Origin of the sequence: Protofrankia sp. Cas8 (assembly GCF_963555845.1) — a bacterium.
Lineage (GTDB): Bacteria > Actinomycetota > Actinomycetes > Frankiales > Frankiaceae > Protofrankia.
Genome location: NZ_CAUVXI010000164.1, coordinates 1 through 12,666, shown reverse-complemented (window position 1 = coordinate 12,666; position 12,666 = coordinate 1). Strand labels below are relative to the sequence as shown.

Below are 12,666 nucleotides of genomic sequence, written 5' to 3'. Positions count from 1 at the left end.
AGTTCCCGGGCGATCGGTTCCACGAATCCGCGCACAACCATGGCCATGGCCTCGTCCTCGGAAAGCCCGCGGCTCATCAGGTAGAAGAGCTGGTCCTCCCCGACCTTGGACACGGTGGCCTCATGCCCGATTGAGGCGTCGTCCTCCCGGACGTCCACATAGGGATAGGTGTCGGAGCGGCTGATCGTGTCGACCAGCAGGGCGTCACACTTCACCGTCGCCCGTGAGTTGTGCGCGCCCTCCTGGATCTGGACCAGACCCCGGTAGGAGGTCCGGCCACCGCCACGGGCCACCGACTTGGACACGATGGTGGACGACGTCCGCGGTGCGGCGTGCACCATCTTCGCGCCGGCGTCCTGATGCTGGCCGGAACCGGCGAACGCGATCGAGAGCACCTCGCCCTTGGCGTGCTCGCCGAGCAGCCACACCGCCGGGTACTTCATCGTCACCTTGGAACCGATGTTGCCGTCGATCCACTCCATGGTGCCGCCGGCCTGACACGCCGCCCGCTTGGTCACCAGGTTGTACACGTTGTTCGACCAGTTCTGGATGGTCGTGTACCGACAGCGGGCGTTCTTCTTCACCACGATCTCCACGACCGCCGAGTGCAACGAGTCAGAGGAGTAGATCGGCGCCGTGCAGCCCTCGACATAGTGCACGTAGGCACCCTCGTCGACGATGATGAGCGTCCGCTCGAACTGGCCCATGTTCTCGGTGTTGATCCGGAAATAGGCCTGGAGTGGAATCTCGACGTGCACGCCCGGCGGTACGTAGATGAAGGACCCGCCGGACCACACCGCGGTGTTGAGCGCAGCGAACTTGTTGTCGCCGACCGGGATAACCGACCCGAAGTACTCCTTGAACACCTCCGGGTGTTCCCGCAGACCGCTGTCGGTGTCGAGGAAGATGACGCCCTGCTCCTCAAGATCTTCCCGGATCTTGTGGTAGACGACTTCACTTTCGTACTGGGCCGCCACACCGGAGACCAGACGCTGCTTCTCCGCTTCGGGGATGCCCAGTCTGTCATAGGTGTTACGAATGTCCGCCGGCAGGTCGTCCCAGGTTGCCGCCTGCTTCTCGGTCGACCGGACAAAATACTTGATGTTGTCGAAGTCGATGCCGGAAAGATCCGCGCCCCAGGTCGGCATGGGCTTACGACCGAAGAGCTTCAGGCCCTTGAGTCGGAGCTGCGTCATCCACTCCGGTTCGCTCTTCTTGGCCGAGATTCCGAGGACGACCGCCTCTGACAGGCCGCGCTGGGCGGTAGCCGCATACGCGTCCGTGTCGGACCAGCCGAACTTGTAGGAACCCAGACCCTCCAGTGCTTCGGGGACTGTGGCCTCCGGGCGCGCGATCTGATGATCGTCGCGCGCCCTTTGGCCCTCGAGCCGACTGTCGATCTCGGTCTCGGGAATTGTGGTCATATGGCAGGCCCCTCCGAGGAGGTGGGAGTGATGGGGTTCATTGCGGTGGACGTACTGGCAGTGGACGTACTGGCAGTGGACGTACTGGCAGTGGAGACGGGAGCGGGGTCCAGGGGAACATGCGTCGTGCACACTCCATCACCATGCGCGATTGTTGCGAGCCGCTGGACGTGGGAGTCGAGCAACCTCGCCAATGCGGCGGTCTCAGCGCCGCAGAGTTCGGGAAAGCGCTCCGCAACGTGCTGCACCGGACAGTGGTGCTGGCAGATCTGGACGCCGGTCGGCAGTGGTGAGGCACTTGCCGTGTAGCCGGCGGCGGACATGGCCGCCGCCAGCGCCGCCGGTCGGTCCGCCGGGTCAGCCTCGGCCACCGCCGGCTTGACCCGGCGTTCCAGGTCGGCGGCGCGTGCCTCGGCGAACTCCGTGACACCTTGGTGACCCGCGACGTCTGCGAGGAAGCTCAGCGCGCTGGCTGCGAGATCCTCGTATGCGTTCGGGCCCGCCGCGTGCCCGGCGGCGGTGAGCTGGAACAGCCGGGCCGGACGCCCGCGGCCACGGGGGGCCGCGGTGCGCGCCGAACGGGTCGTGATCGTGTCTTCGACGAGCATCGCGTCGAGATGCCGACGGATCGCCGCCGGCGACAGGCTGAGATGAGCCGCGAGCGTGACCGCGGTCGAGGGGCCGAGTTCCAGGAGCAGGCGCGCGACACGGTCACGGGTTCGGCCGTCGGCCACCGCACCGCTGGAAGTGTCGGGCATGCTTTTCACAACACCAGTGTGCCTTATTTCCCGTCAGAGGTCGAACGGGTCGGCGCGCCGGGCCGACGCGATCCGTCGCAATACCTGACCATCGTGGCATCTGACCTGGGCACGGACCGCACGGTCGAGCCGAGCGTCTGATGCGCCACATCCCCGATCCAAGCCCCGATCCACGGCCCCGGGCCACGCAAACCCCGTCGGCATCCGCTACCACTGGCAGACCACGCTCATCAGCGCATCACCACGAGTGAGAGGTCGTCGCACCGGCCAACTCCTGACACGCTGCGACGGGAGGCGAACAGCGTCTCCGGTTCGTTCGACGTGACCTGGACGGAGAGCGTGACCGAGGCCGACGCAGGCGCTGGCGCTGGCGCTGGCAGGGACTACGCCGCGGAGTTGGGACGCCGGCTGCGGGCGGCCCGTCACCGCCGCGGCATGTCCCTCCTTGATGTCCAGACGCGGACGAACGGACGCTGGACGGCAGGCACCCTCGGCGCCTACGAACGTGGCAGCCGCGCGCTGCGGGTGCACCGCCTGGTGGAACTGGCCGACCTGTACGACATGGCCGCGATCATGCTTGTGCCGCCGCCACCGTCGGCCCGCTCCGACCTGGTAGGACTGCCGCCGCTCGCCATCGACCTGCACCGGCTGCGCAAGCTGCCACCGACCCGCACCGGGCCGCTACGGCGCTGGATCGCAATCGTCCAGGTCCTGCGTGCCGACAGCTCCCGGGACGTGCTGCGCCTGCGGCGAACGGACCTGCCCGCGCTGGCCCGGCTGTACAGCACGACCCCGCTGCTCCTGCATGAACGCTTCGGTGCCTGGGGGGCGCTCGCCGACCCGGACACCACCCAACGTCCCCCGTCGCCACAACGTCCCCCGTCGCCCCGCGGCCAAACCCCACGCGCGACGCGTGCCGCACACCGTGCACGCGGTGGTCCGTAGGATCGCCGATGTGGCGGAGGACCTGGCAGTCGAGGTTGTCGACCTGGTCAAGACCTACCGGCCACGGTCCGGCCAACCCATCCATGCAGTCAACCAACTATCACTGAACGTAACTACCGGTTCAGTGACGGCGCTGCTCGGCCCGAACGGTGCCGGTAAGACCACCACGATCGAGATCTGCGAGGGTTTCCGCCACCCGGACTCGGGCCACGTGCGGGTGCTCGGCCTCGATCCCCGACGCGACGCGGCCGCCCTGCACCCCCGGGTGGGAGTCATGCTCCAGGCTGGCGGGGTCTACCCGGGCGCCCGTGCGCAGGAGATGCTCAGCCTGCTCGCCGCGCATCACCGCAACCCGCTGGACGTCAAGGTCCTGCTCGAGCGGGTCGGCATGTCCGGCTCGGCCCACACGCCCTACCGGCGCCTGTCCGGCGGGCAGCGCCAACGGCTGTCCCTGGCGATGGCGCTGGTGGGGCGACCCGAACTCGTGTTCCTGGACGAGCCCACCGCGGGTCTGGACGTGCAGGCCCGCCGGGCCACCTGGGACCTGGTGACCGAGCTGCGCGGCAGCGGGGTGACGGTGGTGCTCACCACCCACGCCATGGACGAGGCGGAGCACCTCGCGGACCACGTTGTGATCATTGATCACGGCGGGATGCTCGCGGCGGGTTCCCCGGCCGAGTTGACCCGGGGCGGCGCTGAGGGACAGCTGCGGTTCCGGGCGCCGGTGGGTCTCGACATCGACCGCCTCGTCCTGGCCCTCCCGGACGGCACGGTCGCGACGGAGGAACCTGCCGGCCGCTACGTGGTGCAGGGCCGGATCGACCCACACCTGTTGGCAGCGGTGACCGCATGGTGCGCGAGCAACGGTGTGCTGGCCGAGGATCTCAGAGTCGAACAGCGCAGTCTGGAGGACGTGTTCGTGAAACTCACCGGTTCGGGGTTGCGGCCATGACCGGCACCGGCACCCCGTCCGAGGCGACGGCACCGGCGACGGAGACGACACCGACACCGACACCGACACCGACACCCGGACAGGTACCGGCCGCCCAGCGTCCACTCGACCTTCGCCCGGCACCTGGCGCCGCGCGCTGGTCAACCATGCTCCGGGCCCAGACGATGCTCGAGGTGAAACTGACGCTGCGCCGCGGGGAATCGGTACTGCTCACTGTGATCATCCCAGTTGGCCTGCTGCTGTTCTTCACAACCGTAAACGTGCTGCCCACCGATGCCGGTGCTCCGGTGGATTTTCTTGTCCCCGGCATCCTGGCTCTCGCGGTCATGTCGACGGCGTTCACCGGACAGGCGATCGCAACCGGATTCGAGCGATCCTACGGTGTGCTCAAACGGCTCGGCGCGAGCCCCCTGCCCCGGTCGATCCTGCTCGCTGGCAAGACGCTGGCCGTTGTCGGCGTGGAGATCATTCAGGTCCTGCTGGTGATCGCCGTGGGATTCGGCGTCGGCTGGCACCCGCACGGTTCGCCGTTGGCGGTGGGGTTGCTCCTGCTGGTGGCGACGGTTGCCTTCTCGGGCCTCGGCCTTCTGATGGCGGGCACGTTGCGGGCGGAGGCGACCCTGGCCGCGGCCAACGGCGTCTACCTGCTGCTGTTGCTCGTGGGCGGGATCGTCTTCCCGCTCTCCCGGTTGCCTGGTTGGCTGGCCGACGTTGGCGAGCTGCTGCCCACGGCCGCGACATCGGACGGACTGCGCGCGATTCTGCGGGACTCCGCCGGTCTGCCCGTCGCGGACCTCGCCATTCTGCTCGCCTGGGCGGTCGGTTCACTGGCCCTCGCGGCGCGGACGTTCAAATGGGAATAATCTTCTACGAACGGTAGTATGACCTGCGATGAGCGGATGGAAGAAAGTACCGACGGTGAGCCCCACTGTCTTCAGCCTGCTCACCCGGATTTCCGTCGCCCTGCTCGCGCTGATTGTCGTCACCGGCGGCGCGGTGCGGCTGACCGGGTCCGGGCTTGGCTGCCCCACCTGGCCCACCTGCGGTGACAACTCGTTCGTCACCCGGCCGGAGTATTCCGCGCACGGCTGGATCGAATTCGGCAATCGTGTGGTGGTCGTCGCCGTGGGGCTGGTGATGCTGCTGCTGCCGCTGGTATCGCTGCGGCTGGCCGAGCGCCGCCGCGACCTCGTCGCGCTCTCGTTCGGCCTCTGGCTCGGCTTCCTCGGCCAAGTGGTGCTCGGTGGGTTGACCGTCCTGTTCAAGCTGCACCCCGCGCTGGTGGCCGGGCATTTCCTGCTGTCGATGCTGCTGTTGGTGGACATCGTCGTGCTCGACCGCCGGGCCCGTCAGGGCGCTGGCCCGGTCCTCCCGGTGGCCCGGCCCGAGCTGCTCTGGCTCGCCCGGGTGCTCACCCTGGTCGCGGGCGCGGTGCTGATCCTCGGCACGGTGGCCACCGGCACCGGTCCGCACAGCGGGGACTCGTCCAAGGCCAGGCGATTCGGGTTCGACATCACCACTGTCGCGCAGTTGCATGCCGACGCTGCGATGGTGCTGGTGGGACTCGTGATCGCCACCGTGCTCGCCGTCCGTCCCGGTGGCGCGCCGGCCGAGGCCGTGCGTGCGAGCAGCGCGCTCGCCGCCGTTGTCATCGCCCAGGCCGGAGTCGGGTTCACGCAGTACTTCACCGGTGTGCCCGTCGGCCTGGTGGAACTGCATATCGCCGGGGCCACCGTGCTGTGGATCCTCACCCTGCGGGTCTGGCTCGCGATGAAGGAATCAGCCTCAGCGGTAGGTAAAAAAGGTCACCATCACGACGAAAATCGCCTACCCAGGTCAACCGTCGCCCGATGACGGTAGGTAGAAAAGGTCACCATCACGACGAAAATCCCCTACCCAGATCAGCCGGTGAGCGCCGCGACCGCGACCGCGACGAACAGGAGCGTCAGATAGGTGATCGAGATGTGAAACAGCCGCATCGGCTGGATCTCCCCCCCGCGGCGAACCTGCCAGACCAGCCGGTGGGCCTCGGCCAGAAACCACCCGCCGAGCACCGCAGCCACGACCAGATACGGCCATCCCGTATGGGCGACGGGGACGAGTAGCAGGGAAACAGCCACCATGGCGTAGGAGTAGCCGAGCATCCGTCTGGTGACCACCGCGGGGGACGCGACGACCGGCAGCATCGGGATACCTGCGGCGGCGTAGTCGTCCCGGTATTTGATCGCAAGCGCCCAGAAGTGCGGCGGGGTCCAGAAGAAGATCACAGCAAACAGCAGAACGGCGGGCCAACCGACCGTTCCGGTCACCGCTGACCAGCCGATGAGAACCGGGAAGCAGCCGGCCGCGCCGCCGATGACGATGTTGGACGGGGTACGCCGCTTGAGTCCCAGGGTGTAGACGAAGACGTAGAACACGATCGCCCCGTCAGCGAGCAGCGCCGAAACCCAGTTGACGGCGAAGCCGAACAGGGCTGTGGCTGCCACACCGAGCACAATCCCGAACCGCAGTGCCTCAGCAGGGGTGACGCTCGCCTGTACGAGTGGCCGCCGACGTGTCCGCGCCATCATCTGGTCGATGTCGCGGTCTATATAGCAGTTGAACGTGTTTGCGCTGCCCGCCGCGAAGGTCCCGCCGACCAGCGTCGCGAGCACCAACCACAGGGACGGCAGGCCGTGCTCGGCCAGCAGCATCACCGGTACGGTTGTGATCAGCAGCTGCTCGATGATCCGGGGCTTGGTCAGGCCGAGGTAGGAGCGGGCCAGCGCCCCGACCGGGCGCCGGGACTTCGCTGGACCTGCAGGCCCACCGGGCTCCGGCTGCGCGGACATGTTCCGCTCCGGCAGACTGGAAACCGACGTAGACGCGGCCAAGGCGGACAGGACGACCTCGCGATCGGCGGGAGACGGAGGGCACCCGCACAGGCTCGGGCCCCGCGACCGGGGCTCACAACGTGGTTCTACGACGTGTCGGAGTCTAGCCGTCGGGTGTTGCGCCGGGCGCCCTACCCACGGACAGACAAGATTTTTCTCTCAAGTAACGATCACAACACATGGCGTAGTCGGCTAGCGGAATCACACGATCTTCAATCACTCAAGGCTTGCGTTGCGGCACATTAGATGAAGAAATCGTCAAGTAGAAGTAACGGAAGGATAGTGTTCTCGCTAACTTTCCCGCGCCGCCACGAGGATCCGGACACTGGGATGAGGCGACCGCGAGAGGGTAGGGGCATCATGGCGGCACGGCGCCGGGGCTTGTGCGGCGGTGCCCGGTCAACAGGCCGTGGCCTGTCTGCAGGTGCTGCCGCGGTGGTCGCCACAGCCGTTCCCGGTGCCACAGCCGTTCCCGGTGCCACAGCCGTTCCCGGTGCCACAGCCGTTCCCGGTACGGCGCAGTGCCCGACAGTGCCAGACCATGTACCAACGCCCGTGGAGAGGACGTCACAGCGCGATGACCGACCCCTTGGCTCAGCTTTCCACCGCCGGAGTGGCGGTCTGGCTCGATGACATCAGCCGCGATCGCCTGCGTACCGGCAACCTCGCCGAACTGATGCGCACCCGCGCCGTCGTCGGCGTCACCAGCAACCCGACAATTTTCCAGAAGGCGATCAGCAGTGGCTCCGCGTATGACGAGCAGATCCGCGATCTCGCCGTCCGCGGGGTGGACGTCGGTGAGGCTGTCCGAGCGATCACGACGGCCGACGTCCGCGCCGCCTGTGACGTGCTGCGTCCCGCATATGAAGCCAGCGGCGGCGTAGACGGCCGGGTGTCGATCGAAGTGGACCCCCGGCTGGCCCATGACAGCGAACGCAGCGTGGCCGAAGCCCGGGCGTTGTGGTGGTTGGTCGACCGACCGAACCTGTTCATCAAGATCCCGGCTACCCTGGCCGGCCTATCGGCGATCACCGCGACGCTCGCCCAGGGCATCAGCGTCAACGTCACACTGATCTTCGGACTGGACCGTTACGACGCCGTCATGGATGCGTACATGACCGGCATCGAACAGGCCGGGCAGGCCGGCCATGACCTGTCCAACCTTGCGTCGGTCGCGTCGTTCTTCGTCAGCCGGGTTGACACCGAAGTGGACCGCCGGTTGGAGAAGATCGGCACCGACGAGGCCAAGGCACTGCGAGGCAAGGCCGCGGTCGCCAACGCACGGTTGGCCTACGAGCGTTACGAAAAGGCCTTCGCGACCTCGCGCTGGTCGGCCCTTGCCAAGGCCGGTGCCAGGGCGCAGCGACCGCTGTGGGCGTCGACATCCACGAAGGACCCGGCGATGCCGGACACGATCTACGTCGCCGAGCTGGTCGCCCCGGGCACGGTCAACACGATGCCCGAGGCAACGCTGCACGCGTTCGCCGACCATGGGGTGGTCACGGGTGACACGATCAGGCCGCACTACGACGATGCCCGTGCCGTGACGGCCCGCATGACCGAGCTCGGTATCTCGCTGCCCGACGTGGTCGAGGTACTTGAGCGCGAGGGTGTGGAGAAGTTCGAGGACTCCTGGAACCAGCTGCTCACAGCCGTGCACGAGAAGTTGGACGCGCAGCGCTGACTGCCGCGCGGCGATGATTCTGGACCTGCCCACGACAATTCCGGACAGCACGATAATTCTGGACAGACAGAGGGGGTTCGGGTGACACCAGCGGTGAGCACCAACCCACTGCGGGACCCGCGCGACCGCCGCCTGCCACGGCTGCCTGATCCGTGTGCGCTCGTGGTCTTCGGAGTTACCGGTGACCTGGCCCGCAAGAAGCTGATCCCAGCCATTTACGACCTGGCAAACCGGGGTCTGCTGCCACCGGGTTTCGTACTGCTCGGGTTTGCCCGGCGCGACTGGAGCGACGGTAATTTCGCGGACATCATCCGGGAAGCCGCGGAGAAGGGCGCTCGGACGCCGTTCCGCGAGGAGGTGTGGGAACGCCTCGCACCCTCGATGAAGTTCGTCCCCGGATCGTTCAACGACGACGCCGCGTTCGACATCCTCGCCCAGACCCTGCTCGACCTCGAGGAAACCCACGGGGTTCCGGGAAATGCGGCTTTCTACCTGTCCATTCCGCCGTCGGCATTCCCGGTCGTCCTCAAGCAGATGCAGCGCACCGGTATGGCGAACAACGAGGCGTCCGGCGGCTGGCGGCGGATCGTGGTCGAAAAGCCCTTCGGGCACGACCAGGAGTCGGCCCGCGCGCTCAACGAACTCGTCGACGACGTCTTCACCCCCGAAGACGTGTTCCGGATCGACCACTACCTGGGCAAGGAGACCGTCCAGAACCTGCTGGCAATGCGGTTTGCCAATACCCTGTTCGAACCGATCTGGAACTCCCACTTCGTGGACTCCGTTCAGATCACAATGGCCGAGGACGTCGGTATCGGCTCGCGCGCCGGGTTCTACGACGAGACCGGCGCGGCCCGCGACGTTCTGCAGAATCACATCCTGCAGCTGCTGGCGCTCACCGCGATGGAGGAGCCGGTGAGCTTCAACGCCGATGCCATCCGGTACGAGAAACTCAAGGTCCTGCGGGCGATCTCGCTGCCGACCGACCTCGCCGCCTACGCTGTCCGTGGCCAGTACGAACAGGGCTGGCTCGCCGGCCGGCGAGTGACGGGCTACCTCGAGGAAGACGGCGTCCCCGCAGATTCGCGGACGGAGACCTACGCCGCTGTCCGGATCGGAATCGAAACCCGCCGGTGGGCCGGTGTTCCGTTCTACCTGCGCACCGGCAAACGGCTGCCGCGCCGGGTAACCGAGATCGCGGTGTTGTTCAAACCGGCGCCGCACCTGCCGTTCGACGCCACCGATACCACCGAGCTCGGCCACAACCAGCTGGTGATCCGGGTCCAGCCGGACGAAGGCGTGACGTTGAAATTCGGGTCCAAGGTGCCGGGCTCCGCCATGGAGGTCCGCGATGTCGCCATGGACTTCCTGTTCGGCGAGGCGTTCACCGAGTCACTACCCGAAGCCTACGAAAGGCTCATCCTCGACGTGCTTCTCGGGGATGCGACGCTGTTCCCGAACAACGCCGAGGTGATCGAGTCGTGGCGGGTGATCGACCCGATGGAGGACTTCTGGGCCGGGACCGTCCCGTTCCGCTACCGGTCGGGCACCTGGGGACCAGCAGCCGCCGACGAGATGCTCGCCCGCGACGGGCGCCGCTGGAGGCGGCCATGAGGCCGGCGACCACGATCACTGCCCCGTCGACGGCCGAAGGGCCGCCGACCCGGACGGCACGGATAGCACGGATAGCACGGAGGCGGCCATGACAACTCTGTGGGACACGACCGGCACCGATGTCGTCAAGGCGTTGGCGGCCGAACGACGCTCAGCCGGGGCGCTCGCCTTCGGTCTGGCGCTGACCCTTGTGGTCGTGGTGGACGAGAAGCACGTCAGCGTGGCCGAGAGCGCCGCGACCACGGCGGCGGCGGCCCATCCGTGCCGCCTGCTCATCGTCGTCCGGCGCCAGATCGACGCCTCCAACTCGCGACTGGACGCCGAGGTCTCCATCGGTGGCCGGCTCGGGCCGGGTGAGGCCGTGGTCATGCGGATGTTCGGACGCCTCAGCCTGCACGCGGAGTCGGTGGTCCTGCCACTGTTGGCACCGGACGCGCCCGTGGTGACCTGGTGGCACGATGTTCCCCCGGACCGCATCGCCTACGATCCGCTCGGGGTCTTCGCCGACCGGCGGGTCACCGACGCGTCCGTGGCGGAGGACCCGATCGCCGCACTGCGCCAGCGGGCGGCGGACTTCGCGCCCGGCGACACCGACCTTGCGTGGACGCGGCTGACCGCCTGGCGGACCTTGATAGCCGCCGCGTTCGACTCGCTCATCGAGAAGCCGCGGGCGGTCACCATTGTCGGAGGGGACGTCGACCCCAGTGTCCGTCTGCTGTCCGGTTGGTTCTCCGACCGCCTGAACCTGGCGGTCAACCTGGAGACGAAGGCACACCGTGGGCTCGCCGAGGTACGATTTGATCTTGATGACGGCGAGCTGACAGTCGCCCGACAGGACTCCCGCACCGCGGTACTGAAGCGGCCCGGCCAGCCCGACCGAGCCGTGCCGCTGACCGAACGCGGCCTCGGTGATCTCCTGGCCGAGGAGCTACGCCGGCTTGACCATGACGGGCCCTACGCCGACGCTCTGGCGGCCTGGAGTGGAATCGGAGGTCTCGCGTCCCGTTCCCCGGTCCGCGAACACATCTGGCGCGACCCGATGACGGGCACCGCGGCCAGTCCGGCAACAGCGGGCACGATCGCGGGGACGGCTGGCTGATGGGCGCGCCACCGCAAGTGATCATCCATCCTGACGCGGACCTGCTCGCCGCCGCGACCGCGGCCCGGCTGATCATCAACCTCCAGGAGGCACAGGCTGCCCGCGGCACCGCGTCGGTGGTACTCACCGGTGGCGGTATCGGCACGGCGACGCTTCGGGCAGTCCGCGACAGCCCGATCGTCGCAGCGGTCGACTGGGCACGGGTCGACGTGTGGTGGGGCGACGAGCGGTTCGTTCCCCTCGACTCGACCGACCGCAACGACGGCCAGGCCCGAGCGGCCATGCTCAACGCGCTGCCCCTTGACCCGGCCCGGATCTTCACGATGGGCGACCCGGACAGCACAGCCGACGCTGACGCGGCCGCGACCACCTATGCGCGGCTCCTCGCCGGACGCGCGACCGCCGGCTCCCCTGCGCCCGCCAGGAGCACGGCCGACACCACGGCGGCGGCCCCGGCCTTTGACGTGCTGCTGCTCGGCATCGGACCGGACGGCCACGTGGCGTCGATCTTCCCGGGCTCCCCGGTCGTGGACGCCCGGGCAACGACTGCCGCGGTCCGTGACTCCCCTAAACCACCACCGGTCCGGATCACCCTCACGTTCCCCGCCATCCAGGCGGCCCGTGAGGTCTGGGTCCTCGCCGCCGGCGAAACAAAGGCCGACGCGGTGACCCGGGCACTCGCGGGCGCATGCCCCATGGAGATCCCGGCGGTGGGTGCCCAGGGTCGAGAACGGACCCTGTGGCTGCTGGACCGTGCCGCGGCGGCCGGAGTTCCCGCGCTGGCCATGCCGACTCCGGGCCGGTAGGCCGGCTCCGGGCCGGTAGGCAGGCCAGGTCGGGACCGCCGGGTCGGCGTGGTACCGACCGGTAGACGTTGCGACCGGTACCACGCCGAGGCTCACGGTCGAGCCGATCTTCACGGTCAGGCGGTGCCCCGCAGCTTGGCGAGGGCCTCGGCCAGAATCGCCTCACCGTCCTTTTCGTTACGCCGTTCCCGGACATAGGCGAGATGGGTCTTGTACGGTTCGGTCTTCGGCGGCGCGGGCGCGTTGTCGCGGTCGCGGCCCGCCGGGAACCCGCAGCTGGGGCAGTCCCAGGTCTCCGGAATCGCAGCCTCGGCGGCAAACGACGGCTTGGTTTCGTGATCATTGGCGCACCAGAAGGAAATCCGCTGCCGCGGGGCGGTCTCGCCCCGTTCAGCCTCCCCCATCGGTCCCGCTCCTACCCGACTTCCTCGGATGGCGTTACCACCTGCCACGGTCCGTCTACTCCTTTGTCTCGTCCCTCTGTTGACTCCGGACCCGGCCCCCAGCGTCT

Annotated in this window: 13 protein-coding genes; 8 read left to right on the top strand and 5 right to left on the bottom strand. The window is 68.0% G+C overall.

Annotated elements, in window-relative coordinates:
• Positions 1-1,424: Fe-S cluster assembly protein SufB (sufB, locus tag U9977_RS19980; RefSeq protein WP_322750813.1), on the bottom strand; the 1,424-nt coding region annotated here is incomplete at its 3' end.
• Positions 1,421-2,182 (bottom strand): transcriptional regulator, encoded by a 762-nt coding sequence (locus U9977_RS19975; RefSeq protein WP_322750812.1) that lies wholly within the window; start codon positions 2,180-2,182, stop codon positions 1,421-1,423. The genes sufB and U9977_RS19975, both read right to left, overlap by 4 nt.
• Before the next feature lie 339 nt (positions 2,183-2,521).
• Here U9977_RS19975 and U9977_RS19970 point away from each other — a divergent pair, with 339 nt between their 5' ends.
• Genes U9977_RS19970 through U9977_RS19955 form a run of 4 tightly spaced genes read left to right on the top strand, consistent with a single transcriptional unit; the run spans position 2,522 to position 5,933 of the window.
• A complete protein-coding gene (locus U9977_RS19970) occupies positions 2,522-3,127 on the top strand; it encodes a helix-turn-helix domain-containing protein (protein ID WP_322750811.1) in 606 nt (201 codons plus the stop codon).
• A 10-nt stretch (positions 3,128-3,137) separates the two neighbouring features.
• Positions 3,138-4,079, top strand: a complete 942-nt coding sequence (locus U9977_RS19965; protein ID WP_322750810.1) for an ABC transporter ATP-binding protein — start codon at positions 3,138-3,140, stop codon at positions 4,077-4,079.
• Entirely contained in the window at positions 4,076-4,942 is an 867-nt protein-coding gene (locus tag U9977_RS19960; RefSeq protein WP_416210707.1) for an ABC transporter permease, read from the top strand. Before U9977_RS19965 ends, U9977_RS19960 begins: the two co-directional genes overlap by 4 nt.
• Positions 4,943-4,970: 28 nt before the next feature.
• Positions 4,971-5,933 carry a COX15/CtaA family protein gene (locus tag U9977_RS19955; protein ID WP_322750809.1) on the top strand — a complete coding sequence of 321 codons (963 nt, stop codon included), beginning with the start codon at positions 4,971-4,973 and terminating at the stop codon, positions 5,931-5,933.
• Positions 5,934-5,980: 47 nt separating this feature from the next.
• On the opposite strand, the gene U9977_RS19950 is transcribed toward U9977_RS19955, so the two are convergent.
• Both U9977_RS19950 and U9977_RS19945 read right to left on the bottom strand, forming a co-directional pair.
• Positions 5,981-6,910, bottom strand: a complete 930-nt coding sequence (locus U9977_RS19950; protein ID WP_322750808.1) for a heme o synthase — start codon at positions 6,908-6,910, stop codon at positions 5,981-5,983.
• Between the two features lie 400 nt (positions 6,911-7,310).
• Positions 7,311-7,523 carry a hypothetical protein gene (locus U9977_RS19945; RefSeq protein ID WP_322750807.1) on the bottom strand — a complete coding sequence of 71 codons (213 nt, stop codon included), beginning with the start codon at positions 7,521-7,523 and terminating at the stop codon, positions 7,311-7,313.
• A gap of 6 nt (positions 7,524-7,529) precedes the next feature.
• Between U9977_RS19945 and tal the strand changes: the two genes are divergently transcribed.
• The 4 genes from tal (at position 7,530) to pgl (ending at position 12,155) form a co-directional block, all read left to right on the top strand.
• Positions 7,530-8,636: a transaldolase gene (gene tal / locus U9977_RS19940; RefSeq protein ID WP_322750806.1), complete on the top strand. Its 1,107-nt coding sequence runs from the start codon at positions 7,530-7,532 to the stop codon at positions 8,634-8,636.
• Positions 8,637-8,729: 93 nt separating this feature from the next.
• A complete protein-coding gene (gene zwf, locus U9977_RS19935) occupies positions 8,730-10,250 on the top strand; it encodes a glucose-6-phosphate dehydrogenase (protein WP_416210706.1) in 1,521 nt (506 codons plus the stop codon).
• Between the two features lie 88 nt (positions 10,251-10,338).
• A complete protein-coding gene (locus tag U9977_RS19930) occupies positions 10,339-11,349 on the top strand; it encodes a glucose-6-phosphate dehydrogenase assembly protein OpcA (protein WP_322750804.1) in 1,011 nt (336 codons plus the stop codon).
• Positions 11,349-12,155, top strand: coding sequence for a 6-phosphogluconolactonase (gene pgl, locus U9977_RS19925; RefSeq protein WP_322750803.1), 807 nt, complete (start codon positions 11,349-11,351; stop codon positions 12,153-12,155). The genes U9977_RS19930 and pgl overlap by 1 nt, the downstream gene beginning before the upstream one ends.
• Before the next feature lie 116 nt (positions 12,156-12,271).
• Here the strand turns inward: pgl and U9977_RS19920 are convergent, their stop codons facing one another.
• Positions 12,272-12,607 (bottom strand): RNA polymerase-binding protein RbpA, encoded by a 336-nt coding sequence (locus tag U9977_RS19920; RefSeq protein WP_322750802.1) that lies wholly within the window; start codon positions 12,605-12,607, stop codon positions 12,272-12,274.
• Positions 12,608-12,666 lie beyond the last annotated feature (59 nt).